This is a genomic window from Sphingomonas sp. DBB INV C78 (genome assembly GCF_042693015.1).
Classification (GTDB): domain Bacteria; phylum Pseudomonadota; class Alphaproteobacteria; order Sphingomonadales; family Sphingomonadaceae; genus Sphingomonas_E.
Map to the genome: position 1 here is coordinate 1,945,124 of NZ_CP170544.1, position 23,639 is coordinate 1,968,762.

26 protein-coding genes are annotated in these 23,639 nt (G+C 64.7%); 10 read left to right on the plus strand and 16 right to left on the minus strand.

Annotated features, from left to right (window positions below; genetic code table 11):
- Window positions 1-41: 41 nt before the first annotated feature.
- The 8 genes from ACFB49_RS09335 to rpsB form a co-directional block, all read right to left on the minus strand.
- Entirely contained in the window at window positions 42-1,181 is a 1,140-nt protein-coding gene (locus ACFB49_RS09335; RefSeq protein ID WP_380878762.1) for a M50 family metallopeptidase, read from the minus strand.
- Entirely contained in the window at window positions 1,178-2,338 is a 1,161-nt protein-coding gene (locus ACFB49_RS09340) for a 1-deoxy-D-xylulose-5-phosphate reductoisomerase (protein ID WP_380878764.1), read from the minus strand. Before ACFB49_RS09340 ends, ACFB49_RS09335 begins: the two co-directional genes overlap by 4 nt.
- Entirely contained in the window at window positions 2,335-3,168 is an 834-nt protein-coding gene (locus ACFB49_RS09345; protein ID WP_380878766.1) for a phosphatidate cytidylyltransferase, read from the minus strand. Before ACFB49_RS09345 ends, ACFB49_RS09340 begins: the two co-directional genes overlap by 4 nt.
- Complete coding sequence (locus ACFB49_RS09350) at window positions 3,165-3,908, minus strand: isoprenyl transferase (protein WP_380878768.1); 744 nt, start codon at window positions 3,906-3,908, stop codon at window positions 3,165-3,167. The genes ACFB49_RS09345 and ACFB49_RS09350 overlap by 4 nt, the downstream gene beginning before the upstream one ends.
- Window positions 3,905-4,462, minus strand: a complete 558-nt coding sequence (gene frr, locus ACFB49_RS09355) for a ribosome recycling factor (RefSeq protein WP_380878770.1) — start codon at window positions 4,460-4,462, stop codon at window positions 3,905-3,907. The genes ACFB49_RS09350 and frr overlap by 4 nt, the downstream gene beginning before the upstream one ends.
- A 2-nt stretch (window positions 4,463-4,464) precedes the next feature.
- A complete protein-coding gene (gene pyrH / locus ACFB49_RS09360) occupies window positions 4,465-5,187 on the minus strand; it encodes a UMP kinase (RefSeq protein ID WP_380878772.1) in 723 nt (240 codons plus the stop codon).
- 121 nt (window positions 5,188-5,308) lie between these two features.
- Complete coding sequence (gene tsf, locus ACFB49_RS09365) at window positions 5,309-6,232, minus strand: translation elongation factor Ts (protein ID WP_380878774.1); 924 nt, start codon at window positions 6,230-6,232, stop codon at window positions 5,309-5,311.
- 99 nt (window positions 6,233-6,331) lie between these two features.
- Window positions 6,332-7,087 carry a 30S ribosomal protein S2 gene (gene rpsB / locus ACFB49_RS09370; RefSeq protein WP_380878776.1) on the minus strand — a complete coding sequence of 252 codons (756 nt, stop codon included), beginning with the start codon at window positions 7,085-7,087 and terminating at the stop codon, window positions 6,332-6,334.
- 246 nt (window positions 7,088-7,333) lie between these two features.
- On the opposite strand from rpsB, the gene ACFB49_RS09375 reads away from it, so the two are divergent.
- Window positions 7,334-7,552 (plus strand): hypothetical protein, encoded by a 219-nt coding sequence (locus ACFB49_RS09375; protein WP_380878778.1) that lies wholly within the window; start codon window positions 7,334-7,336, stop codon window positions 7,550-7,552.
- Here the strand turns inward: ACFB49_RS09375 and ACFB49_RS09380 are convergent.
- Both ACFB49_RS09380 and ACFB49_RS09385 read right to left on the minus strand, forming a co-directional pair.
- Window positions 7,491-8,291: a CDP-alcohol phosphatidyltransferase family protein gene (locus ACFB49_RS09380; RefSeq protein WP_380878780.1), complete on the minus strand. Its 801-nt coding sequence runs from the start codon at window positions 8,289-8,291 to the stop codon at window positions 7,491-7,493. The two genes, ACFB49_RS09375 and ACFB49_RS09380, sit on opposite strands and share 62 nt — an antisense overlap.
- Window positions 8,288-9,022, minus strand: coding sequence for a phosphatidylserine decarboxylase (locus ACFB49_RS09385; protein WP_380878782.1), 735 nt, complete (start codon window positions 9,020-9,022; stop codon window positions 8,288-8,290). The genes ACFB49_RS09380 and ACFB49_RS09385 overlap by 4 nt, the downstream gene beginning before the upstream one ends.
- A gap of 214 nt (window positions 9,023-9,236) precedes the next feature.
- On the opposite strand from ACFB49_RS09385, the gene ACFB49_RS09390 reads away from it, so the two are divergent.
- Together ACFB49_RS09390 and ACFB49_RS09395 are read left to right on the plus strand one after the other, a co-directional pair.
- Window positions 9,237-9,500 carry a hypothetical protein gene (locus tag ACFB49_RS09390; RefSeq protein WP_380878784.1) on the plus strand — a complete coding sequence of 88 codons (264 nt, stop codon included), beginning with the start codon at window positions 9,237-9,239 and terminating at the stop codon, window positions 9,498-9,500.
- A gap of 8 nt (window positions 9,501-9,508) precedes the next feature.
- Window positions 9,509-11,071 carry a murein L,D-transpeptidase gene (locus ACFB49_RS09395; RefSeq protein WP_380878786.1) on the plus strand — a complete coding sequence of 521 codons (1,563 nt, stop codon included), beginning with the start codon at window positions 9,509-9,511 and terminating at the stop codon, window positions 11,069-11,071.
- 24 nt (window positions 11,072-11,095) lie between these two features.
- Here the strand turns inward: ACFB49_RS09395 and ACFB49_RS09400 are convergent, their stop codons facing one another.
- The gene (locus ACFB49_RS09400) at window positions 11,096-11,503 is read right to left on the minus strand and encodes a hypothetical protein (protein ID WP_380878788.1); all 408 of its coding nucleotides are present in this window, start codon (window positions 11,501-11,503) and stop codon (window positions 11,096-11,098) included.
- A gap of 8 nt (window positions 11,504-11,511) precedes the next feature.
- Entirely contained in the window at window positions 11,512-12,267 is a 756-nt protein-coding gene (locus ACFB49_RS09405; RefSeq protein WP_380878790.1) for an SDR family oxidoreductase, read from the minus strand.
- Window positions 12,268-12,486: 219 nt separating this feature from the next.
- On the opposite strand from ACFB49_RS09405, the gene ACFB49_RS09410 reads away from it, so the two are divergent.
- Window positions 12,487-12,786 (plus strand): hypothetical protein, encoded by a 300-nt coding sequence (locus ACFB49_RS09410; protein ID WP_380878792.1) that lies wholly within the window; start codon window positions 12,487-12,489, stop codon window positions 12,784-12,786.
- Between the two features lie 51 nt (window positions 12,787-12,837).
- Here the strand turns inward: ACFB49_RS09410 and ACFB49_RS09415 are convergent, their stop codons facing one another.
- The gene (locus tag ACFB49_RS09415; RefSeq protein WP_380878794.1) at window positions 12,838-13,647 is read right to left on the minus strand and encodes a TorF family putative porin; all 810 of its coding nucleotides are present in this window, start codon (window positions 13,645-13,647) and stop codon (window positions 12,838-12,840) included.
- 299 nt (window positions 13,648-13,946) lie between these two features.
- Here ACFB49_RS09415 and ACFB49_RS09420 point away from each other — a divergent pair, with 299 nt between their 5' ends.
- A complete protein-coding gene (locus ACFB49_RS09420) occupies window positions 13,947-15,164 on the plus strand; it encodes an NADP-dependent isocitrate dehydrogenase (RefSeq protein WP_380878796.1) in 1,218 nt (405 codons plus the stop codon).
- Between the two features lie 48 nt (window positions 15,165-15,212).
- On the opposite strand, the gene ACFB49_RS09425 is transcribed toward ACFB49_RS09420, so the two are convergent.
- Window positions 15,213-15,464 carry a hypothetical protein gene (locus tag ACFB49_RS09425; protein ID WP_380878798.1) on the minus strand — a complete coding sequence of 84 codons (252 nt, stop codon included), beginning with the start codon at window positions 15,462-15,464 and terminating at the stop codon, window positions 15,213-15,215.
- Window positions 15,465-15,504: 40 nt separating this feature from the next.
- Window positions 15,505-15,885 (minus strand): hypothetical protein, encoded by a 381-nt coding sequence (locus ACFB49_RS09430; protein ID WP_380878800.1) that lies wholly within the window; start codon window positions 15,883-15,885, stop codon window positions 15,505-15,507.
- A 294-nt stretch (window positions 15,886-16,179) separates the two neighbouring features.
- Between ACFB49_RS09430 and ACFB49_RS09435 the strand changes: the two genes are divergently transcribed.
- The 5 genes from ACFB49_RS09435 to ACFB49_RS09455 all read left to right on the plus strand — a co-directional run bounded on the left by ACFB49_RS09435 (window position 16,180) and on the right by ACFB49_RS09455 (window position 22,159).
- Window positions 16,180-16,848 carry a TetR/AcrR family transcriptional regulator gene (locus tag ACFB49_RS09435; protein ID WP_380878802.1) on the plus strand — a complete coding sequence of 223 codons (669 nt, stop codon included), beginning with the start codon at window positions 16,180-16,182 and terminating at the stop codon, window positions 16,846-16,848.
- 65 nt (window positions 16,849-16,913) lie between these two features.
- On the plus strand, window positions 16,914-17,792 hold the full coding sequence (locus ACFB49_RS09440) for an SDR family NAD(P)-dependent oxidoreductase (protein ID WP_380878804.1): 879 nt from the start codon (window positions 16,914-16,916) through the stop codon (window positions 17,790-17,792).
- A 13-nt stretch (window positions 17,793-17,805) separates the two neighbouring features.
- A complete protein-coding gene (locus ACFB49_RS09445; RefSeq protein WP_380878806.1) occupies window positions 17,806-19,230 on the plus strand; it encodes an aldehyde dehydrogenase family protein in 1,425 nt (474 codons plus the stop codon).
- Window positions 19,231-19,313: 83 nt separating this feature from the next.
- Window positions 19,314-20,726, plus strand: coding sequence for a cytochrome P450 (locus tag ACFB49_RS09450; RefSeq protein ID WP_380878808.1), 1,413 nt, complete (start codon window positions 19,314-19,316; stop codon window positions 20,724-20,726).
- Between the two features lie 23 nt (window positions 20,727-20,749).
- The gene (locus ACFB49_RS09455) at window positions 20,750-22,159 is read left to right on the plus strand and encodes a cytochrome P450 (RefSeq protein WP_380878810.1); all 1,410 of its coding nucleotides are present in this window, start codon (window positions 20,750-20,752) and stop codon (window positions 22,157-22,159) included.
- 516 nt (window positions 22,160-22,675) lie between these two features.
- Here the strand turns inward: ACFB49_RS09455 and ACFB49_RS09460 are convergent.
- Window positions 22,676-23,581 (minus strand): alpha/beta hydrolase, encoded by a 906-nt coding sequence (locus ACFB49_RS09460; RefSeq protein WP_380878812.1) that lies wholly within the window; start codon window positions 23,579-23,581, stop codon window positions 22,676-22,678.
- Window positions 23,582-23,639: the final 58 nt, after the last annotated feature.

Below are 23,639 nucleotides of genomic sequence, written 5' to 3' on the forward strand. Positions count from 1 at the left end.
CCGGACGACGCCTCTCCCGCAGCAGCCCTGCCCGATCGCCGTCAGCCGATCAAGCCAGCAAGACTTTGCCACACGCCAAATGAAGTCAGATCATTTACGGTAACGAAGATCATGAAGGCCAGCAGTACGGCCAGGCCCGTCCGGAAAGCCCATTCCTGGACGGCCGGGTTCAGCGGCCGACGGACAATCCCCTCGAGTGTGTAGAACAACAGATGGCCACCATCGAGCAGAGGGATTGGCAACAAGTTGATGAATCCCAGATTAATCGAGATCATCGTCATGAAGATCACGAAATCGAACCAGCCCAGCGTCGCCTGCTGACCGGAAATCTGCGCAATCTTCAGCGGACCGCCCAGTTCGCTCACCGATCGGCGGCCGGTGATGATCTGGCCGAGCGTGTCGACCATCATTCGCACGATCGTCGCCGTCTGCCCGACCGCTGCGCCCGGCAATTGCCAGAAGGGCACATCTACCCAGACCGGCTGACCCGGACGGATGCCGAGCAACCCCCGGCGGAATTCGTTGCCGAAGCGATCGCGCTCCACCTGCACGCCGATGGTCGCGTTCAAGGCGCGCTGCTGCCCATCGCGCACCACGTCCAGCTTCAGCGTTTCGCCCGGACGGATCGAGACGATCTGGGGGATATCCTCGAACCGCTCGATCGTCTGGCCGGCAACCATGGTGATGCGATCGCCGGGCTGGATGCCCGCCTTCGCCGCAGCCGATCCCGCCTCCACTACCGAAACCATGGCCGGCGTCCGCGCCTGCCCATGGACGGCGAACACCGCCATGAACACAAGGATCGCGAACAGGAAATTGGTCAGCGGTCCTGCGGCGACGATGATGAAGCGTTGCCACAAGGGCTTCGCCTGAAAGGTCTTGTTGCGCTCCTCGGCCGGCAGCGCCAGCCATTCGGCGGTAGGAGTATGGGCGCTCGCGGGGTTCATGTCGCCGGCGAAGCGGACATAGCCGCCCAGCGGCAAGGCCGCGACGCGCCACCGCGTGCCGCGCTTGTCAGTCCAGCCGAACAATTCCCGCCCAAAGCCGATCGAGAAAGCTTCCGCCTTCACGCCGAACGCGCGCCCAGCGAAATAATGGCCGAGCTCATGGATGAAGATCAGCGGCCCGATGACGAGCAGAAATGCGACGACAGTCAGCAGGATGCCCGGGGTTTCGATCACGCCGCCTTTACCTCCATCATCTCCGTCGCCAGCCGGCGCGCCTGCGCATCTACCGCGAACACATCATCCAGACTGGACGGCGATGGTGGGTCATAGCAATCCAATACTTTCGCCACGATTGCTGCGATATCGAGAAAAGCGATCCGGCGCCCGAGAAATGCGGCGACCGCTTGCTCGTTCGCGGCGTTCAGAATGGCCGGACGTGCTCCGCCCGCCTCCACCGCTGCGCGGGCGAGCGCCAATGCGGGGAAGCGCACCAGGTCCGGCGCCTCGAAACTCAGCGACCCGATCTTCGCCAGATCGAGCCGTTCGGCAGGCGCCGCCATCCGCGCCGGCCAGGCAAGCGCATGGGCGATCGGGGTCCGCATATCGGGCGTGCCGAGTTGGGCCAGTGTCGACCCGTCGACATATTCGACCATCGAATGGATCACCGATTGCGGGTGGACGAGGATTTCGATCCTGTCATGCCCGACCGGGAAAAGGTGATGCGCCTCGATCAGTTCGAGGCCCTTGTTCATCATCGTCGCCGAATCGATCGAGATTTTCGCGCCCATCGACCAGTTGGGATGCTGCACCGCGCGCTCGGGCGTTACCGCCGCCATCTCGCTGCGGCTCCAGGTGCGGAACGGGCCGCCACTCGCCGTCAGGATGATCCGCGCGACCCGATCGACCTGGGTGCGATCGAGGCACTGGAAGATCGCATTATGCTCGGAATCGACGGGCAGCAGCGTCGCGCCGTGCTCCTTGGCCGCGTGCGTCATCACGTCGCCAGCGGATACCAGCGATTCCTTGTTCGCGAGCGCCACCGTCCCGCCGCGGGTGAGCGCCGCCATCACCGGCTTTAGCCCTGCGCAGCCGACGATCGCCGCCATCGTCCAGTCGGCCTCGCGCGCGGCCGCGTCCACCAGCGCCGCCTCGCCCGCCCCGGTTCCGATGCCCGTGCCCGCAAGCGCCTCGGCCAAGGCCTGACCCAGCTGTGCGTCGCCAATGGCCGCGAAACGCGCGCCGGTGCGCCGCGCGGCTGCAGCAAGACCTGCAACATCGCTATGCGCCGTCAGCGCCTCGATCGCGAAGGCGTCACGGTTGCGCTCGATCAGATCGAGCGTCGAGGTGCCGACCGATCCTGTCGCGCCGAGAATGCTGATGCTGCGCGTCATAGCTGGCCCGCGATCGCCAGTCCGGCAACGATCAACGCCACCGGCACCAGCCCGTCGAGCCGGTCGAGCGCACCGCCATGGCCGGGCAGCAGCCGGCCGGAATCCTTCACGCCGGCACGCCGCTTCAACCAGCTTTCAAACAGATCACCGACCTGCGCCATGATCGCCAGGAAGGTCGCATAATAAACCGCTGCCCACGACAGGCCGAAGCCGAAGGCGAAGACCAGGCTCAGCACTTCCGCCGCAATCACGCCGCCGATCAGGCCCGCCCAGGTCTTGTTCGGGCTCACCCGCGGCGCGAGCTTCGGCCCACCGATCGCGCGGCCGGCGAAGAAGGCACCGATATCCGTCGCCCACACCAACGCCATCGCCCACACCGTCAGCACCAGCCCCTGCTGGTCCCGCAGATAGATCAGGGCCAGCGCCGGCAGCGCCGCATAGAGCAGGCCGATCGCCAGCCGCACATGCAGCGTTACGAGCGCCAGCAGCAATGTCGCGCCCACCGAAAAGACGAGGATCGGGCGCAACGCGCTCGGCGATCCACCCAGCCAATATTCGGGGGTCGCAGCAATTTCGCCCAGCGCGATGACCAGCCCGAAGGCGAAAAGAGCGGCCAGCCATTGCCGCCAGCGCGTGGCGTGAACCAGCCCCGCCCATTCCGCCATCATCAGCACCGCGGCCCCGGTCACCAGCAGGCGGAAGGGAAGCCCGCCTGCCCAAAGGCAGCCGAGCGCCACGACCATCATCACCGCGCCACTGGCAATCCGCGTACCGAGGTCAGGCGAGCGCGCGGCAGAGGTGGAACGAGGCGCGGCGGCCGTGTCGTTCATAGGCCTCCAAAGCGTCGATTGCGCCGGCCATAATCGGCAACGGCAGCGAACAGCTCGTCCCGGCCGAAATCGGGCCACAGCGTATCGACGAACAGCAACTCGGCATAAGCCGCCTGCCACAACAGGAAATTGGACAGGCGATGCTCACCCGACGTGCGGATCAACAGGTCGAGCGCCGGCAGATCGGCGGTATCGAGCCGCGCCTCGATCGCCGCCGTATCGATGCTGGCAGGGTCGATCGTCCCTGCGCGGACTTCCTCGGCCAATGCCTGGGCCGCGCGGACGATTTCGCCCTGCGATCCGTAATTGAGCGCGATCACCAGCGTCGTGGACTGGTTCTGCGCCGTCCGCGCGACCGCATCCTCCAGCATCCGCGTCAGTTCCGGCCCGAAGCGGCTATAATCGCCGATCACGCGCAAGCGGATGCCGTTTGCCGCCAGTTCGTCGAGCTCGGCCAGCAGATAGTGACGCAGCAACCCCTTCAGGTCCGCCACTTCCTCCTCCGGCCGCCGCCAGTTCTCGGACGAGAAGGCGTAGAGCGTGAGGACTTCGATGCCGAGTTCGCCCGCCGCGCGGATCGTTGCCCGCACCGCCTCCGCGCCCTTGCGGTGGCCGGCGACGCGCGGCAGGTGCCGCGCCTTCGCCCAGCGACCATTACCGTCCATGATGATGGCGACGTGGCGGGGGATGCCCGCTCCGCCATCACCGACTTGCAGTGTCGAGGCCGGCGCCGCGCTCACTTGTTGAGGATTTCCTTTTCCTTGGCCGCCGCCGCCGCGTCGATCTCGGCGATCGTGGCGTCGGTCAGCTTCTGCACCTCGGCTTCGGCGCGCTTGCGCTCGTCCTCGCTGATTTCCTTCTTGTTCTCGTCGGTCTTCAGCGCGTCATTGCCATCGCGCCGCACGTTGCGCACCGCGATCTTCGCCTTCTCGGCATATTGGCCGGCGAGCTTCGCCAGTTCCTTGCGGCGTTCCTCGGTCAGATCCGGAATCGGCAGACGCAGCGTCTGGCCGTCGACGATCGGATTGAGGCCGAGCCCCGCCGAGCGGATCGCCTTGTCGACCGGCGTCACGTTCGACTTGTCCCACACCTGCACCGAAAGCAGGCGCGGCTCAGGCACGGTAACGGTTGCGACCTGGTTCAGCGGCATGTGCGAACCATAAACCTCGACGGTCACCGGATCGAGCAGCGAAGTCGAGGCGCGGCCCGTGCGCAGACCGCCAAGATCGCCCTTCAGCGATTCCACCGCACCGTGCATCCGGCGTTCGAGATCGGCCTTGTTATAGGCGGGCATCGTCACACTCCCTCGTTCTGAACGATCGTCGCAATGCCTTCACCGGCCAGAACGCGGGCCAGATTGCCCCGTTCGCGGATGTTGAAGACGACGATCGGAATATTATTGTCACGGCACAGCGCCACCGCACTCGCGTCCATCACCTTCAGGTCGTCGGAGAGGACCTTGTTGAAGGTGACGGTATCATAGCGCTTGGCGCTCGGCACCTTCTTGGGATCGGCATCATAGACGCCATCCACCGACGTGCCCTTGAACAGCGCGTCGCAGTTCATCTCGGCCGCGCGCAAGGCTGCTGCGCTGTCGGTGGTGAAATAGGGATTGCCCGTGCCCGCCGCGAAGATGACGATCCGGCCCTTCTCCATATGCCGTTCGGCGCGGCGGCGGATGAAGGGCTCGCAGACCGTGCTCATCGGAATGGCGGATTGCACGCGCGTGTCGACGCCGATCTGTTCCAGCGCGTTCTGCACGGCAAGCGCGTTCATCACCGTTGCCAGCATGCCCATATAATCGGCGCTGGTCCGCTCGAAGCCCTTGGCTGCAGCGGCCAGGCCGCGGAAGATATTGCCGCCGCCGACGACGACGCACAGCTCATGGTCACGCGCCACATCGGCAATTTCCTGGGCGACGCGGGCCACGGTTTCGGAATCGATGCCGAATTGCCCGGAACCCATCAGCACTTCGCCAGACAGCTTCAGGAGGATGCGGTTGAAGCGCGGCCTGGTCATGCCGTGGAAATCTCACTTACGCTGGATGGGGAAACGGCGCGCACCCTAGTCTGGGTGCGCGCCGATGCCAAGGGCGAGGATGCGCCCTTTTACCTCCCTTTGCAGGGAGGGTTATGGAAGGTCAGACGCCCGCCGCAGCCGCCACTTCGGCAGCGAAGTCGCTTTCCTTCTTCTCGATGCCTTCGCCGAGCTGGAAGCGGACATAGTCCTTCAGCACGATCGGCGAACCGGCTTCCTTGCCGGCGGCAGCGACGACGTCGGCGACCGGGGTCTTGCCGTCCATCACGAAGGGCTGGCTGACGAGCGCGTTTTCCTTGCGGTACTTGGCGATCGCGCCATCGACCATCTTCGCGACGATCTCGGCCGGCTTGCCCGACTCGGCGGCCTTCTCGGCAGCGATCGCGCGCTCACGCTCGATCACTTCGGCGTCGAGGCCGTCGGCGGTCAGCGCCAACGGGTTGGCGGCGGCGATGTGCATCGCCAGTTGCTTGCCCAGCGCTTCCAGCTTGTCGGCCGCGGCCGCACTCTCAAGCGCGACCAGCACGCCGATCTTGCCGAGGCCCGGGGCCGCGGCATTGTGGACGTAGGACACGATCGCGCCCTGGTCGACCGCAATGGTGCGCGCACGGCGCAGCGCCTGCTGCTCACCGATGGTGGCGATGTTGGCGGTCAGCTTTTCGGCGACGGTGCCGCCTTCCGGATGGTTCGCCGCGGCGAGCGCGTCGATCGAATCGCCGGTGTCGAGCGCCAGCTCGGTCACGGCCTTCACGAACGCCTGGAACTGATCGTTCTTGGCGACGAAGTCGGTTTCCGAATTGACTTCGACGACCGCGCCCTTGGTGCCCTTCACGGTCACGCCGACGAGACCTTCGGCAGCCTGACGGCCGGCCTTCTTGGCGGCAGCGGCAAGGCCCTTGGTGCGCAGCCAATCGACCGCGGCTTCCATGTCGCCATTGGTTTCGGCCAGCGCCTTCTTGCAGTCCATCATGCCGGCGCCGGTGCGGTCGCGCAGTTCCTTGACGGTCTTGGCAGTGATCTCCGCCATGTCCTTGTCCTTTCGTTATGAACGGGTCGGGGCGAGCCGATAGGCCCGCCCCGTGATCTTGTTATGACGCGCGCCCCGCACATCGGGGCGCAGGTCATGTCAGGCGCCCAGCGCCTCTTCGGCAGCCGGCTCGACCGCCGCGCCGAGGTCTTCGCCACGGGCAGCGCGGCCGCCCTGGTCGCCACGGGTCGCCGCCGCCGCGATCGCATCGCAGTAGAGACGGATGGCGCGGGCCGCGTCGTCATTGGCCGGGATCGGGAAGGCGATGCCGTCGGGGCTGACGTTCGAATCGAGGATCGCGACGACCGGGATACCCAGCGTGTTGGCTTCCTTGATCGCCAGCTCTTCCTTGTTGGCGTCGATCACGAACATCACGTCCGGGATGCCGCCCATGTCGCGGATGCCGCCGAGCGACAGCTCGAACTTGTCGCGCTCACGGGTGAGCTGAAGGATTTCCTTCTTGGTCAGGCCGTGGATGTCACCCGAAAGCTGCTCTTCCATCGACTTGAAGCGCTTGATCGAACCCGAGATCGTCTTCCAGTTGGTGAGCATGCCGCCCAGCCAGCGGTGGTTGACATAATGCTGGCCCGAACGACGGGCGGCCTCGGCGATCGGCTCCTGCGCCTGGCGCTTGGTGCCGACGAACAGGACCTTGCCACCGTGCGCGACGGTCTGGCTGATGAAGTCGAGAGCGCGCGCGAAGAGCGGAACGGTCTGCGAAAGATCGATGATGTGGACGCCGTTACGGTCGCCGAAGATGTAAGGCTTCATCTTCGGGTTCCAGCGGTGGGTCTGGTGGCCAAAGTGGGCGCCTGCGTCGAGCAAAGCCTGCATCGAGACGGTGGGAACCGCCATGGGATAGTCTCCTTCCGGTTGAACCTCTCCGGGGCAGTGACCGCACGAACATGATGTCCGCGCTGGCACCGGTTTATGAGCCCCGGATGTGGAATGGCGGCGCACCTAGCCGCTGATCGCTAGGAAATCAAGTCTTGACGACAAGAACAAAACAGGAACATAAGGAACGCATCACATGGCCATCGGGTTGATCGCGTGATTCGAGGGCGATCGGACGGGGCGGCAGAGACAAGAGTGGAGACAGTTATGGCTCACCTGATGACGATCCTCATGTTCCTCGCCGCCGGCGGCATTGCGCTCGGCATCATCGCGGGCATGGTTGCCGAATATGCGGACAGGATCGTGGCGGCCCTCCGCATGCATCAGCCGGTGAGCGCCCTTCCCCCGCTGCGCGCACCGCGCGTCAGGGCGCAGGCGCGTCCGGTGCTGGTGCGGGCCGAAGCCCGGCTGCGCGCTGCCGCTTGACGCGGGCATAGCTGCGCATCCCGAACGGGATCGCCAGCACATACAGGATCGATATCACCGAAAGCGTGTGCCAGGGCGCACTGATCAGCGCCCCGCCCACCAATGCGATCACGACCAGCGCACCGAGCCGCATGCCCTGCCTAAGTTTCATCGACGACCAGCTGAAGGTCGCGACGTTGGAAACCATCAGGAAGGCGACGAAGGCCGCCCAGGGCGCCACCAGCCAGGGCTGGCGCAATATCTCCTCGCCGGTCACCAGCCAGATATAGACCGGCAGCAGCATCAGCCCCGCTCCCGCCGGCGCGGGCACGCCAGTCAGGAATCCCGCCGATTTATGCGGCTGCTCGTCCGCATCGATCCGCGCATTGAAACGGGCGAGGCGGAGCGCGCAGCACACTGCATGGGCCAGCGCGAACAGCCAGCCGAAGCGCGGCAGGGTCTGCAGCGACCAGAGATAGATGATGATGGCTGGCGACACGCCGAACGCGATCACGTCGGACAGAGAGTCCAGCTCGGCCCCGAAGCGGCTCTCGCCCTTCAGCAACCGGGCGATGCGGCCGTCAAGCCCGTCGAGTATGCCGGCGACGATGATGGAGGCGACCGCCTTCTCCCATTCGCCAGCGATCGCGAAGCGCACCCCGGTCAGCCCGAAGCACAAGGCCAGCGCCGTCACCGCATTGGGCGCAAGCGCCCTGAGCGGGATTCCGCGTCGCGGGCGATCGGGCCGTGCCGACGTCACAAGGCCGTCCCATACACCCGTTCACCTTCGCCGATCTTCGCCAGCACCGTCTCACCCGCGATGGAGCGCTGGCCGAGCGCGATGCGCGGCTGGGTGCCGGCCGGCAGATAGACGTCGACGCGGCTCCCGAAGCGGATCAGGCCGACACGCTGGCCGCCGGCAACGATATCGCCCGGCTTGACGAAGGGCACGATGCGCCGCGCGACTAGGCCCGCAATCTGCGTGAAGCCGATCCGCGTGCCGTCCGATCCTTCGACCAGGATGTGCTGACGCTCATTCTCCTCGCTCGCCTTGTCGAGATCGGCGTTGAGGAACTTGCCCGAGATATAGACCACGCGGCGGATGGTGCCGGCGATCGGGCTGCGATTGATGTGGACGTCGAACACACTCATGAAGATCGAGACGCGCGTCATCGGCTCATCGCCCAGCCCGTCCGGCCCGGCCATCTCGCGGGGCGGCGGCACCGTCGCGATCATCGTCACCAGCCCGTCCGCGGGCGCGACGATGAAGCCGTCGCCCTTGGGGAAGGTGCGGATCGGATCGCGGAAGAAAGCAAGGATCCAGATGGTCACGCCGGCCATCGGCCAGGCGAGCGTCTCCCACGCCATGACTGCGAAGATGAGCGTGATCGCCGCGCCGATCAGCGCGAACTTGCGGCCTTCGGGATGAACCGTGGGCCAACGCCAACGGACGGTCGATGTGCCGATGTCCGGCTTTTCCAATGAAGTCATAATGCGTTCTTACGGTCGCCCATGGTTCAAGACAACGATGCAATGCGGCCTCGGTTGCGCGATCCCACCGGTCAGGTTGCCCTTTTGGCAGGCTAATCGGCGGAACACGGTCTTCAAATGCTGTTACCGCAACGGAACGAAAAGTCATGATTGCCGTTTCCGCAATTGAAGGCACGGGGCAGAAGGGCCTCCGTCGCCATCCCGGGAGAGTGATATGAAGGCCAAATATCTCGCGGTTATGATGGCAGGCACGATGGGACTGGCAGCCTGCACCACCCCTCCACCCGAACCTGTCGCTCCGCCGCCGCCGGTCGGTCCGGGCGCGATTGTCGGCACCGTGGCGGCCGACCGTAACGGCGATGGCATTGTCGACGGCTATTACACCGCCGACGGCATCTACCATCCCTTCCAGGCGCCGCCCTGCCCGCCGCCGCCGCCGCCCCCACCGCCCCCGCGGCCGTCGGGTGAGCGCGGCTGATCGACTGCGTGAGCGGGTTCAGGTTCCGGGTTGTTGCGGCGGCACTGCTGCTCGCCGTACTCCCCGGGCCTGTGCTCGCGCAAACTGAACAAGCCACCGAAGACGAGACGATCGGCGACAACGGGCCGGACGAGGCGATTGCGGTTGAGATACGCTCCGCCGTCGGCGGCAAGCTGAAGGCCTTTTATCGCACCCGCGGTTATTGGCCGATGTGGGTGCGCGATGGCGCGCTCGGGTCCGAAGCCGACACTTTCGTCGCCATTCTCGAAAGCGCCGACCTCGATGGGCTCGATCCGCGCCGCTACGACCCGCAAGACCTCAAGGATCTGATCGCGTCCGCGCGACAGGGCACACCGCGGGATCTTGCGCGCGCCGAACTCAAGCTGTCGCGCACGCTCGTCGATTATGTACGCGACAGCCGTCGCGCGCCCACGGTCGAGATGACCTATCTCGACAAGGAATTGCAGCCGGTGCTGCCGACCGAGATGGCCGTGCTGCGCAGCGCTGCGGTGGCCCCGTCGCTCGCCAGCTATCTCGGCACTGTCGGCTGGATGAACCCGATCTACGGCCGTCTCCGCAACGCGCTGGCCGACTATCGGACAAGCTGGGCGGCGCTGCCCGCAGTCGAAATCCTGCCCGGCGCGACCCTGCGTCCCGGCAACAAGGGCGATCGCGTGCGGCTGCTGCGCGAACGGCTCGGTCTCGCGGAGGGCGCGGTATTCGATAAGCCGCTCGCCGCCGCACTCCGCGCCTTCCAGTCCGCGCACGGTCTCCCGTCCGATGCCGTCGCCGGGCCGATGACGCTCGCCGCGCTCAACCGCCCGCCCGAATATTATGAGCGCACGCTCCTCCTCAATCTCGAGCGCGCCCGCGCTTTGCCCTCCGGCCGCAAGCGCTACATCGTTGTCGATGCCGGCAGCGCGCGGCTGTGGATGTATGAGAATGGCGAGGTCCGCGATACGATGAAGGTCATCGTCGGCACCACGGAAACGCAGACGCCGATGCTCGTCGGGATGGTGCGCTACGCCATCCTCAACCCCTATTGGAACATGCCCACCAACCTCGTCAGCCTGCGCCTCGCGCCGAAGATGCTCGAAGGCGCCTCGCTCAGCGGCATGGGCTATGAAGCGCTGTCGGACTGGACCCACGAAGCCCAGATCCTCGATCCCGCGACGATCGATTGGCAGGCGGTCGCCGATGGCCGGCAGGAGATCCGCGTCCGCCAGTTGCCGGGCAAGAGCAATGCGATGGGCCGCGTGAAATTCATGTTCCCCAACGATCTCGGCATCTATCTGCACGACACGCCGGACAAGAAGCTGTTCCAGGACAAGGAACGCCATTTCAGCAATGGCTGCATCCGGCTGGAGGACGCCCAGCGGCTCGGCGCCTGGCTGTTCGGCAAGCCGCTCGAACCGGAATCGGACGCACCCGAGCAGAACGTGTCGCTGCCCGAGCCGATGCCCGTCTACATCACCTATCTCACTGCCGCGCCGGCGGAAAAGGGCATCGCCTTCAGCGCCGACGCCTATGGCCGCGACGGCAATGGGGAGGAGCAGCACGCCAGCAACTGAAGCCGGCGCGCCGCTCTCTTGTTCTCAGGCAACCGCCCGCCGCATTCGAACCGCCCAGACAAACAGCAATGTCGTCAAGATCGCCGGCAGCGTGACCGCCGGAAAATCACGCGCCAGCGCCAATGGTCCGCAAATGCCGACCGCCACTTCCCAGAAATGGAACAGGGCATGGCCCGCCAGCCACAAGGCGGTCGCTCCCCACAGGAAGATGCGGGCGCTGGGCTGGACCGCGCCATAGATCAAAGCAGCGCCCAGCAGCAGGAAGATCAGGCCGATGTCGCGGATGAAATGCTGGTTGAATGGCCCGGTGGTCGTCACGCCCGGCACGGCGAAATACCAGTTCGCCGGTGAAAGGAGCATGAAAGTGCCGTTCGCGATGCCGCCGATCCCCAGCAGCACGGCAAGCCCGAGGCAGAATCGTTCGATCGTCATGGTCCACCTCATGCCTTGACGAGCGACCGGGCGAGCCAGGCGTCGAACCGGGTGGGAAGCACGCGAACATCTGCATCCGGCGTCAGCGAACGGTCGTCGAGTTCGATGCCATAATAAGGCGCGGCCGGGTCCACCGCGACCGGACGGGTATCGCCATTATCCGCCATCCAGGTGCCGACGAACTCGGCCAGCGGCCGCTTCTCCGGCCCGGCAATCTCGACCATCCCGTTCAGCGGTGTTGCGGTCACGACATCTGCCAGCGCTGCGGCGACATCGGCAGAGGCAATCGGCTGCATCAGCGCCGGCGACAGCCACACCACATCATCCTTCGCGCTCGTCGCGGCAATGGCGCCCATGAACTCGAAGAATTGGGTGGCGCGCACGATCGAATAGGGAATGCCGGCGCCAGCGATCAGGTCTTCCTGCACCAGCTTGGCCCGGAAATAGCCCGATCCTTGCAGCCGCTCCGTGCCGACGACCGATAGCGCGACATGATGCCGCACCCCCGCCGCTTTCTCCGCGGCGATCAGATTGCGGGTCGATGCGTCGAAGAAAGCCAGCACCGCCGCATCCTCGAACGAGGGCGAATTGGCGACATCGACCACCACGTCCGCCCCGCGGAGCGCATCGGCCAGCCCCTCGCCCGTCACGGCGTTGACGCCCGACTTGGGCGATGCGGCAACCGCTTCATGTCCCTGCAACCGCAAATTGGCGACAAGCTGGCGGCCGATCAGGCCGGTGCCACCGATGACGACGATCCTCATGCACATTCTCCCTGCTACGACGGACGCCAGCGCCGCCCGCTGCGGGTGACGATGGCTTCGGTTGCATGACGAGCGGCCATGTTCGGGCGTGACATGCCGCCCGAATTTTTGTCGAAGGGGTGTCGATGACGGCCATCTTGCCACGCCGCGGGACACGCATCATATTGAACGCGATTCATTTTGTTCGCGTCCACCCGATAATAGAGAGAGGATCAGACGATGGCGAATGCCGATGGCGTGTGGGATTGCGTGACCAAGACCCCGATGGGCGATCAGAAATCCGTCTTCACGATCGTCACCAACGGCAGCACCTTCACCGGCAGCAATGATGGCCCCGCCGGTGCGATGGAAGTGCTGGACGGCGCGGTCGATGGCGACACGCTCACCTGGAAGATGAAGATGAAGATGCCGCCGCTGACGATGGAAGCGACCGCGACCGTCGATGGCGACACGCTCAACGGCTCGGCCAAGGTCGGCCCGTTCGGCACGATGCAGATGACAGGCACGCGCCGGGCGTAAAAACGCGCAGGCCAGCGCGATACGGGATCGCGCTGGCCCACTTGCAAAGCCTCAGAAAGCGGCGGTCGCCGAAAAGACGATACGGCCGCTCGCGATCGACGAACCATTTTTCGTCGAGGAGAAGTTGGGCAGCAGATAAGCGGAATCCGCCTTGCTGATGTCGGTATCGACATAAGCGACGCCCAGCAGCACCGGCCCCACCGCGACATCGGCGCCGACCAGCCAGTCCCAATATTTGCCGGTCGGCGCGATGCTGGTGCCGTTCGGGCCGAGGCCGGGATTGCCGTCCGAATAGCCGATATGGCCCTTCAGCGTGATCGGCGTGCCGGGGATGGCGCCGCTCGCATCGCCCCACAGATAGAGATTGTCTTCCTTCTGCCCGCGGCTCTGCGGCGTCGCGGAGAAGTTGCCCAGCGCCTCCTGCTTCGGGGCGTAGGCGATACCGGCGAGCAGGCTCACCGGGCCGGCGGTGCCGCTGACCTTCACATAGGGTTCGGCAAAGTCGGTATTATCCGCGCCGCCCGGATACATATACCAGGTCAGGCCCACGTCGACGGTCGCACCGCCGACCGGCAGCTTGTAGCCGGCGAACAGGTCGAGTTCCATGTTGCCGCCGCCGAACGTGCCCCAGCCGGACAGGCTCGAACCCCAGGTGCCGGCATAAAGGCCGCTTTCGTGGCCGACGGTGATGCCGCCCTGGATCGCCATTTCCTTGTCGGATTGAGAAACGCCGCGGAAGCGATAGTCGGAAACCAGCGCGACGCTGCCCGAAACCGTGATCGGTTCGGCAGGCGCTTCCTGCGCCATCGCGGGCGTCGTCGCCAAAAGCACCGCGGCCGCGGCAGCGAGACGATTAATCATGGAACATTCCCCTTTTTTTCTGGGTTGGAATGTTCCTCCTGCATCCCCCGGCCGCTGGCCTCTCGGCCGCTGCCGGCCGGTGCCTTCGTCCCGTGGGATGCCATCGGCTTAAATCGCGTTCGTGCGGGGTGTTTTGCTGGATTGTAAGGAAATGTGGCTCGCCGGGGCGGCCAATCCGCCGCCTGACTTGACCATCAACGCGTCAACGGACGCGGGTCTTCCGCCGCAAGGTTGATCGCGGCCCCGGCATTCCCTATGCGAACCGGCGATTCTATCACCCCACAGAAAGCGGAACCTCCATGGCCAAGATCACCGTGAAGACCCCCGTCGTCGAGCTCGACGGCGATGAAATGACCCGGATCATCTGGCAATGGATTCGCGAGCGGCTGATCCTCCCCTATCTCGACCTCAAGCTCGAATATTACGATCTCTCGGTCGAGAAGCGCGACGAGACCGGCGACCAGATCACCATCGACTCCGCCAAGGCGATCCAGAAGTATGGCGTCGGCGTGAAGTGCGCGACGATCACCCCGGACGAAGCCCGCGTCGAGGAATTCAACCTCAAGCAGATGTGGAAGTCGCCGAACGGCACGATCCGTAACATCCTGGGCGGCGTCGTGTTCCGCGAACCGATCGTCATCAAGAACGTCCCCCGCCTGGTTCCGGGCTGGACCGATCCCATCGTCATCGGCCGTCACGCCTTCGGTGATCAGTATCGCGCGACCGACTTCAAGGTGCCGGGCGCCGGCAAGCTGAAGATGGTGTTCGAAGGCGCCGACGGCCAGAAGATCGAACGTGACGTGTTCGATTTCCCCGCCGCGGGCGTCGCCATGGGCATGTATAATCTCGACGAATCGATCCGCGATTTCGCGCGTGCGAGCATGAACTACGCCGCCGATCGCAGCTGGCCGCTCTACCTCTCGACCAAGAACACGATCCTCAAGGCCTATGACGGCCGCTTCAAGGATCTGTTCCAGGAAGTGTTCGACGCCGAATTTGCTGCCAGCTTCAAGGAAAAGGGCATCGTCTACGAACATCGCCTGATCGACGACATGGTCGCCTCGGCGCTCAAGTGGTCGGGCAAGTTCGTCTGGGCCTGCAAGAATTATGACGGCGACGTCCAGTCAGACACCGTCGCTCAAGGCTTCGGCTCGCTGGGCCTGATGACGTCGGTGCTGATGTCGCCGGACGGCAAGACGATCGAGGCGGAAGCCGCGCACGGCACCGTCACTCGCCACTATCGCATGCACCAGCAGGGCAAGGCGACTTCGACCAACCCGATCGCCTCGATCTTCGCCTGGACGCAGGGCCTCGCCTTCCGCGGCAAGTTCGATGGCACACCGGACGTGACGAAGTTCGCCGAAACGCTCGAGCGCGTCTGCATCGAGACGGTGGAAAAGGGCCACATGACCAAGGATCTCGCGATCCTGATCGGCCCGGATCAGCCCTGGATGACGACCGAGCAGTTCTTCGAACAGATCCGCGTCAACCTCGAATCCGAAATGGCGACCTGGTAAGCAAACAAATGGAGGCCGGGTTCGCGCCCGGCCTCCACTTCATTCTACTTAGTTATGACCTTCATGGCCCGTATGGCCGCTATGGTCCGGGGTCTTTTCGGGCGTCTTGCCCTGGCCGTCCTTCTGGTCATGCCCCTTATGCTTGTCGCAGCAAGCCGGCATCGTCCCATCGGGCTTCTTCTCGCAGCAGGCCGCAGGCTTGCCGTCCTTCCCCTTGCAGCAATCCTCTTCGGCCGCATGCGCGAGCGCCGGAATTGCGACGGCCATCGCGAGGGCGAGCGCAATCGTCTTGATCTTCATCTCATAACTCCATGTCTTGCTTGAACCTTGTTGTGAAAGGTCAGGCGAGACGCGGCGGCGGTATCGAAGGCCGGGCATCGATGCCGGAAAGCGGCCGTGGCGGCGATGAAGTCGGCATCCCGGCCCGCAATGCAGAGGCAATCAGCGGCGCCGGTTCGTCCGACATCGCCAGCCCGCACGCCATCAGGCAGATCTGCGACGCCGCATCGGACTTCGCACCCTTGGGCGCCGTGTCGCCATGGCAATCCGCGTCATGCGTCGCCGCCATCGCCGTGCTCGGCATCGCAGCCGCCGGATAACAGCCGGGGCCAACCCGCACGATCATCATGATCGCGGCAATGGTCAGGGCAAAGAAGCGGCCGGCCGTCATGGCGGGCGTTTTACGGGTGCCGCAGCGAACCGGCAAGCGAGCCCACGCCACCGGGCGACCTCCACTAAATCTTCTCGTCACCCCGGGCTTCACCCGGGGTCCAGCTTCTTCTGTTCTTTACATCACGCACGCGCAAAAGCGGGCCCCCGGGTCAAGCCCGGGGTAACGAGGAAAGAACGCCCACTCCCGACATTTCGCCCACTCGCCGCCACGCAACCGTTTCCAGCAATCGGCCGTTGATTCCTCCCGAAATTTGTCCATTCCCAGCGTCCGAACCCCAAATAACCATCAAGCGGGATTGACGATTTCCGCTTTCCGAACGAGTATCCGAATGTGATTCGAGAAATGCCTTCCCAGCGCCGCACGATCGGCCGTCCCCGCCTGCTCACGCGTGAGCTGGTGATCGACGCGGCGATCGAAATCGGCCTCGCCGCCATCAGCATGAAGCGGCTGGCCGAACATCTCGGCGTCGGCACCGCGACGCTCTACCAATATGTTGGCAGCCGGGATGAGTTGCTCAAGCTCGCCGCCGAGCGCCAGGTTTCGTCGCTCGATATGGAGGGCACGGAAGACCTGCATTGGTCGCGATATTGCGTGGCCTTCGCCCGCGCGATCCAGGATCAGCTCGTCCAGCAGCCGCAGATCATCGTCCAGTTCATCGACGCCGGGCTTGGGCCGGAGGTTGAGCTGGAAGTCGCCGAACGCTTCCTCCAGGCCATGACCGCGCGTGGCTTCGGGGGAGCCGAGGCGCTGGAGATACAGAGCCATCTCGGCGCGCTCGCCATTGCCGGCGCCGTCACCACCTGCCGCGAACGCGCCAGCCGCGCGCGGGGCCGCAGCTCGACGGCGCGCGTCCAGGCCGCGCTCGCCCATTACGGGCCGGAAGAGCTGCCGCTGATCCGTCAGCAGGCATCGCATTATTCGATCGAGGCCGAAGCCATATTGGACAGGCTCATCGCGCCGCTGATCGAACGGATCGCACGTCAACGTGGGGAGGAATTGCCGGGGGATTAGGCCCCGACACCTCCTGCCTGCCCTGAAAGATCAAGACATAAGATCGAGAGAGAGGACGAAGGCAAATGCAGGACTTCAACAATAAGGTAGCGGTGATTACCGGTTCGGCCAGCGGCGTCGGCAAGCAGGTCGCGTTGCGTCTGGCAAAGGCGGGGGCGAAGGTCGTCCTGGCCGATATCGAACCGAACGCGCTCGACGCGGCGGTTGCCGAGATCAGGGCCGCGGGCGGCACCGCCATCGGCCACGTCACCGACGTTTCCAAGCGTGAAGCCGTCGATGCGCTGCGTGATCGCGCGCTGGCCGAATATGGCAAGGTCCACATCGTCATCAACAATGCAGGCGTCGGCGGCGGTGGCGGCGCGACCATCTGGGACACGCCGGAAAAGGCCTATCGCTGGGCGATGGACGTCAACTTCTTCGGCCCGCTGAACGGCATCCTCTCCTTCATGCCGACCCTGATCGCCCAGGGCGAGGAAGCGCTGATGGCCTCCACCTCGTCGGGTGCCGGCATCGTCTTCCCGCCCTCCGGCGCGGCCTATTCGGCGTCGAAGGCGGCGCTGATCGCGCTGATGGAAGTGCTCGCCTATCAGCTCCAGATGGCGGGATCGAAGGTCCGCGGCGCGATCCTCTTCCCCGGGCCGCACGTCGTCGACACCAATCTGTTCAGCTCGCATCGCAACCTGCAGAAGGAATATGATGATCCCGCGATCGCGTCGGGCGCCGGCATCAACAATGTCGACGAATTCCAGGCGGCGATGAAGATGCTGATCGGTCATGAAGTGCCGCTGACCCAGCCGGAGGATTTCGCCGAGGAGGTCTATCAGTCGATCCTGCGCGACGATTTCTACATCCTGCCGCTGACCGACAAGACCAAGGATGCGATCCGCAAGCGCTACGACGACATGATCGAGCGCCGTCAGCCCGCCATTCCGAACATGCTGTAAGGAGCAGGGTCCGATGAACCAATATTCTCCCGTCGTCGATACCAACGCCTATCAGGCCATCTTCGACAAGCTGCAGGCGAAGGCCCCGGCCCTCGCCCGCACCACCGCCGCCGAACGCATCGCCAAGCTGCGCGCGCTTTACCAGGCCGTCTATGAGCTCCGCGCCGAGATTGGCCAGGCCGGGCATGACGAGCTTGGCATGGACGGCAAGCTCCACCTGATCCCGCTCAAGGGCGAGATCGACTTCTTCTGCGAACGGCTGGAAAGCTGGATGGGCAATGAAGAGGTCGAGGACGTACCGGCACTCCAGGGCCGCAAGGCTTATATCCATTGGGAGCCCAAGGGCGTCATCCTGCACCTCTCCACCTGGAACTCGCCCGTCCTCATCAGCCTCTCACCGCTGATCAGCATGATCGCCGCTGGCAACGCAGTGGTGCTGAAGCCGTCGGAGGTCGCTCCGCTCTCTGCCGAGATGGTGCGCCAGGTGATCGAGAAGGCCGGCCTCGCCGATGAAGTCGCGGTCATCACCGGCGGTCCCGAGGTGGCAGGCGCGCTGCTCAAGCTGCCGTTCAACCATATCTGCTATGTCGGCAACAACCGCGTCGGCCGGCTGGTGATGGCGGCCGCGGCCGAGCATTTCGCGGGCGTGACCTTGGAGATGGGCGGCAAGAACCCGGCCGTCATCGAACGCGATGTCGATATCGAGGATGCGGCGTCCAAGATCGCCTTCGTGCGCCACCTGATCGCCGGCCAGGTCTGCCTGTGCCCGGATTATCTGATGGTCCACGAAAGCATCAAGGATGCCTATGTCGACAAGCTGAAGGAGAAGATCACCGCCTTCTACGATCCCACCGGCGCCGGCTTCCAGAATTCGGCCGATCTGCCGCGGATCATCAACGAGCGGCACACGCTGCGCGTGAAGGGCCTGATCGACGATGCCGTGTCCAAGGGCGCGCGCGTGCTGATGGGTGGCGAGGTCGATCCGGCGGCGCGCTTCGTGTCGCCCACCATCCTCGACAATGTGACCGAGGATATGGAGATTTTTCAGGAAGAGGTGTTCGGCCCGGTGCTGACCATCCACCCCTTCTCCACGCGTGAGGAAGCGGTGAAGGAGATCGCCAAGCGGCCCAAGCCACTCGGCCTCTATGTCTTCACCCAGGATCGCGACACGGCGGACTGGTATATCGACAATACCCGGTCGGGCTCGGCGGCGGTCAATAACGCCGCGGTGCAGGCGAACATTGCCACCCTGCCTTTCGGCGGGTCCAACCATAGCGGCATCGGCCGTCTGGGCGGCAAGGCGGGTTTCCAGGAATTCTCGAACGGCCGCGCGGTCGTCGAGGATGCGCTGGACCCGTCGCAGGGCGCACCGATGTTCTACCCGCCCTTCCCCGCCGAAGCGGCGATGTATGTCGATTTCATGCTGACGCCGAGCTGAGGCCTGCATGGCCATTCGCCCCGCCCGCCGATCGGGCGCGCGGGGCGAATGGAAGCATTCAGCAGACGGAACAGGAGGCTATCTTGGCCACGGTTCTTGAAAGATCGGCTGCGAACGACGCGGCGAACGACACCGCTGCGCCGCGGCCAGCCAGTGAAATTCCGCTCGTTTCCGGCCTGCCCTTCCTGGGCAACACGCTGGAAATGGCGAAGGACCCCGCATCCTTCTTCGTGCGCTGCTACCGCCAATATGGCCCGGTCTTCCGGGTCCGCGTTTTCGGCCGCGAATCCATCGTCATCGCCGGACCGGAATCGGCCCTGTTCATGACGACGCGCGAGGGCCGCGATGCGCTGCGCTCCAAGGAATATAATCAGGGCGTCGCCGACTCCTACGGCGCGACCGAGGTGATCAACGGCGTCGATGGCGAGCGCCATGTGCGGCTGCGCACGCTGATGCGCGCCGGCTTCTCGCGCGAAGCCGTCCACGGCCAGTATGACGATCTCGTGGCGATCACCGACAATGCGATCGCCCGCAAATGGGATGTCGGCACGCGGCTGCCCGTGGTCGAGGCGATCCAGTATATGATTGTCGAGCAGCTCGGCATGATCCTCACCGGCCAGGCGCCGCTCGATTATGTGAAGGACATCCGCTTCGCGATCCTGACGATCCTGAACGTCCTCGTCACCCGCCAGCGGCCGGAATTCATGTTGAAGGATCCGCGCTACAAGCGCGCCCGCGCCCGCGTCGATGAGCTTGGGCTGCAGATGATCGCCGATTCCCAGCGGAAGCTGGCGGACGGCACCGCGCCGGACAATCTGATCACCGACATCATTCGCGCCAACCGCGACGACAAGGATCTGATGCCGGATCAGAACCTGATCCTGACGGTCACCGGCCCCTATGTCGCCGGGCTCGATACCGCCGCCAACACCATCGCCGCTTGCGTCTACGGCATCCTCAAGACGCCTGGCGTGCTGGAACGCGTCCAGGCCGAGGCGGACGAACTGTTCGCCAGGGAGACGCTGACCGAGGATGATTTCCGCAAGCTCCCCGTCATCAACGGCGCGATCATGGAAGCGATGCGACTCTGGCCGATCGCCGTCGCGCAGATGCGGGTCGCCAATTACGACTTTGTCTATGGCGGCTACACGATCCCGAGCGACAGCCTGCTCTATGTCGGCACCAGCGTCCCGCATTTCATGGACGAATATTATCCGGAAGCGATGCGGTTCGATATCGACCGCTACCAGCGGCCGCGCGCCGAACATCTCCAGAAGGGCGCTTACTCGCCCTTCGGCCGCGGCCCGCATAGCTGTCTCGGCCAGGGCCTCGCCGAAGTGCTGATGGCGATGTGCATCTCGCGCATCTTCCACCGCTTCGATCTGGCGCTGACCTCGCCCGATTATGTCCTGAAAACCAAGACATCACCCACGCCCGGCCCCGCGATGAGCTTCGCCGTCCGCATCAACGGTGAACGCCGTCCCGGCACCAACTGAACGAGATACTGAAGGAGCGCATCATGGCTACCGTTCTCGAAAAGCCCGCCGAGGGCGCGGCTCCCAAGCCCAAGGCGAAACCGGCCAGCGAAATCCCCGTCGTTCCCGGCCTGCCCTTCCTGGGCAACACGCTGGAAATGGCGAAGGACCCTGCCGCCTTCTTCCTCCGCTGCTATCGGGACTATGGCCCGGTCTACCGGATCAAGGTGTTCGGCCGCGAATCCATCGTTATCGCCGGCCCGGAATCGGCCACCTTCATGACGACGCGCGAAGGCCGCGATGCGCTGCGCTCCAAGGAGTTCTGGGAAGGCCTCGTCAACGAATATGGCGCGACCGAGACGATCACCTCGGCCGACGGCGAGCGCCACATCAAGCTCCGCACCCTGATGCGCGAAGGCTTCTCGCGAGAGGCGGTGCAGGGCCAGTATGACAATCTGCGCGACATCACCGATCGCGCGATCGATCGCCGCTGGGATGTCGGCACCAGCATCCCCGTGGTCGAGGCGATGCAATATATGGTCGTCGAACAGCTCGGCATGATCATGACCGGCCAGGCGCCGCTCGATTATGTGAAGGACATCCGCTTCGCGATCCTGACCATCCTGAACGTCCTCGTCACCCGCCAGCGGCCGCGCATCATGCTGCACGATCCCCGCTTCAAGAAGGCGCGGGCCCGCGTCGAGGAACTCGGCCACACGATGATCGCCGATTTCCAGAAGAAGGTGGCGGATGGAACCGCGCCCAAGAACCTGATCACCGACATCATCACCGCGAACATGAACGACAAGGACATCATGCCGGATCAGAATTTGATCCTGACGGTGACCGGTCCCTATGTCGCGGGTCTCGACACCGCGGCGAACACCATGGCCGCCTGTATCTACGGCATCCTCAAGGATCCCGAGACGCTCGCCCGCGTCCAGGCCGAGGCGGACGAGCTGTTCGCCAAGGAGACGCTGAACGAGGAGGATATCCGCAAGCTCCCCGTCATCAACGGCGCCTGCATGGAAGCCATGCGCCTCTGGCCGATCGCGGTGGCGCAAATGCGCGTCGCCAATTTCGATTTCGAATATGCCGGCTATACCATTCCCAAGGACGAGATGATGTATATCGGCACCAGCGTGCCGCACTTCATGGAAGAATTCTTCCCCGACGTGAACAAGTTCGACGTCGATCGCTACCAGCGGCCACGCGCCGAGCATCTGCAGAAGGGCGCTTATTCCCCCTTCGGCCGCGGCCCGCATAGCTGCCTCGGCCAGGGGCTCGCCGAAGTGCTGATGGCGATGAGCATCGCCCGCATCTTCCACCGCCTCGATCTGGCACTGCCGACACCCACCTACACGCTCAAGACCAAGACCGCCCCCACGCCCGGACCGGCGATGGACTTTGCGGTCAAGGTGCTCGGCGAACGCCGCCCGAGCGGGGTCAAATAACCCCGCTTATACTCTCAGGGCAGCATGGACCGGGGTCCATGGCGATGGCGACGAACGGGGACGCCACAGCCATGGGCCCCGGTTTTCGTTTGGGACCAGCGGCATTTCCTACGATGCCGGCAAGTCCTTCGTCAGCCTGACGGGCGGGGCATTGGCCGGAAATATATCCCGACCATGAATGAACGTCTGATTTCGGGAAGCCCATCAGGAGCGCGACGCGGCTGAAAAGTCGGGGAAGTGGACACCACCTTTTCGTCACCCCGGACTTGTTCCGGGGTCCACCGTTACGCACGCACTGGCATTGATGATCGAGTACCGGCGCTGCATCTAGAATCAGGCGACGCTGCCAAGACCTGAACCGTTAGCAATGCGCCCAGCCGGGCGGTGGACCCCGGAACAAGTCCGGGGTGACGGAAAGGGGGATGGATGTCCGCAAAGTCCGCGTGTCCTGACAGTCAGGATCTCTTGCCGCCCTTCTCCGTCACGGCCGCCTGATCGACTGCCCCGCCCCTTACCTCACTTCCTCTTTCCGAACCCGTTCATCTCCAGCCAGCGCACCAGCCCCTCGATCCAACCTTCCGTGGTCGTACCGGGGATGCCCGTCGCGAAGCCGTGGCCGCCGCGCTGATAGGCGTGGAATTCGATCGGGCGCCGCGCCGCGATCCAGCTTTCGATCAGGTCGTATCCGGCCCGGCCCGACAGCGGATCGTCGACCGCCATCGCCACGAACAGGGGCGGCGCATCCACGGGCACGAAAACGCTCTCCATCGGTGGATAGACGAGCGCCGTCAGCGCCGGGCGATCCGCGAGCGGAGCATCCACCGTGATCCGCAAGGTGATGCGCGATCCCGACGAGAAACCGATCATCCCCACCCGCGCCGGATCGATCCGCCACTCCCCGGCGCGCCGACGCACCAGCTTCAGCGCCGCCGTCCCATCGGCGATGGAATAGGGTTGCGGCGTGATCCGCAGGCCTTCGGCGGGCTTGCTGATCCAGTTGCTCATCCGCGCCGCGGCAAATCTGGTGAACGCCGCAGCGTCGCGCGGGGTAGGGTCCAACCGATATTTCAGCACGAAGGCCGCGATGCCACGGTCGGCCAGGGCGCGGGCGACCTTCATCCCTTCCGCATCCCAGGAAAGCGACATCAGCCCGCCGCCGGGCGCCACCACCATCGCGCTGCCCGTCGCCTTGGCGGGATCGGGCAACACCGGCACCAGCGATGCTTCGGTGGTGTTGCGCACGCCCAGATTGCCCGGCGTGCCGAACCACATTTCCGGACCGTTGGGATTGGGCACGACGCCGGTGCCGAGCGGGATTGCCCGCGCAAACTCCGGCGGAACAGCCGCCGTCTGGGCGTCGGCGTTGCCTGCCATGAGCACCCCGGTCATCGCTGCAACCGCCATCAGGATCGACTGTTTCAAGCTAAGTCCCCACTCAAACCACACCCGCGCGACAGCAAGGTCACACAAAGATCACATC

Excerpts from the sequence above, each read along its gene's own strand:
- ACFB49_RS09410 (WP_380878792.1), top strand. The coding sequence starts at position 12,487 with ATGGCGAATGCCGATGGCGTGTGGGATTGCGTGACCAAGACCCCGATG.
- ACFB49_RS09415 (WP_380878794.1), bottom strand. The coding sequence starts at position 13,647 with ATGATTAATCGTCTCGCTGCCGCGGCCGCGGTGCTTTTGGCGACGACG.
- ACFB49_RS09345 (WP_380878766.1), bottom strand. The coding sequence starts at position 3,168 with ATGAACGACACGGCCGCCGCGCCTCGTTCCACCTCTGCCGCGCGCTCG.
- ACFB49_RS09340 (WP_380878764.1), bottom strand. The coding sequence starts at position 2,338 with ATGACGCGCAGCATCAGCATTCTCGGCGCGACAGGATCGGTCGGCACC.
- ACFB49_RS09440 (WP_380878804.1), top strand. The coding sequence starts at position 16,914 with ATGCAGGACTTCAACAATAAGGTAGCGGTGATTACCGGTTCGGCCAGC.
- ACFB49_RS09420 (WP_380878796.1), top strand. The coding sequence starts at position 13,947 with ATGGCCAAGATCACCGTGAAGACCCCCGTCGTCGAGCTCGACGGCGAT.
- ACFB49_RS09385 (WP_380878782.1), bottom strand. The coding sequence starts at position 9,022 with ATGACTTCATTGGAAAAGCCGGACATCGGCACATCGACCGTCCGTTGG.
- ACFB49_RS09445 (WP_380878806.1), top strand. The coding sequence starts at position 17,806 with ATGAACCAATATTCTCCCGTCGTCGATACCAACGCCTATCAGGCCATC.
- ACFB49_RS09455 (WP_380878810.1), top strand. The coding sequence starts at position 20,750 with ATGGCTACCGTTCTCGAAAAGCCCGCCGAGGGCGCGGCTCCCAAGCCC.
- ACFB49_RS09390 (WP_380878784.1), top strand. The coding sequence starts at position 9,237 with ATGAAGGCCAAATATCTCGCGGTTATGATGGCAGGCACGATGGGACTG.
- ACFB49_RS09375 (WP_380878778.1), top strand. The coding sequence starts at position 7,334 with ATGGCTCACCTGATGACGATCCTCATGTTCCTCGCCGCCGGCGGCATT.
- tsf (WP_380878774.1), bottom strand. The coding sequence starts at position 6,232 with ATGGCGGAGATCACTGCCAAGACCGTCAAGGAACTGCGCGACCGCACC.
- pyrH (WP_380878772.1), bottom strand. The coding sequence starts at position 5,187 with ATGACCAGGCCGCGCTTCAACCGCATCCTCCTGAAGCTGTCTGGCGAA.
- rpsB (WP_380878776.1), bottom strand. The coding sequence starts at position 7,087 with ATGGCGGTTCCCACCGTCTCGATGCAGGCTTTGCTCGACGCAGGCGCC.
- ACFB49_RS09425 (WP_380878798.1), bottom strand. The coding sequence starts at position 15,464 with ATGAAGATCAAGACGATTGCGCTCGCCCTCGCGATGGCCGTCGCAATT.
- ACFB49_RS09400 (WP_380878788.1), bottom strand. The coding sequence starts at position 11,503 with ATGACGATCGAACGATTCTGCCTCGGGCTTGCCGTGCTGCTGGGGATC.
- ACFB49_RS09435 (WP_380878802.1), top strand. The coding sequence starts at position 16,180 with ATGCCTTCCCAGCGCCGCACGATCGGCCGTCCCCGCCTGCTCACGCGT.
- ACFB49_RS09405 (WP_380878790.1), bottom strand. The coding sequence starts at position 12,267 with ATGAGGATCGTCGTCATCGGTGGCACCGGCCTGATCGGCCGCCAGCTT.
- frr (WP_380878770.1), bottom strand. The coding sequence starts at position 4,462 with ATGCCCGCCTATAACAAGGCCGATCTCGAACGCCGGATGCACGGTGCG.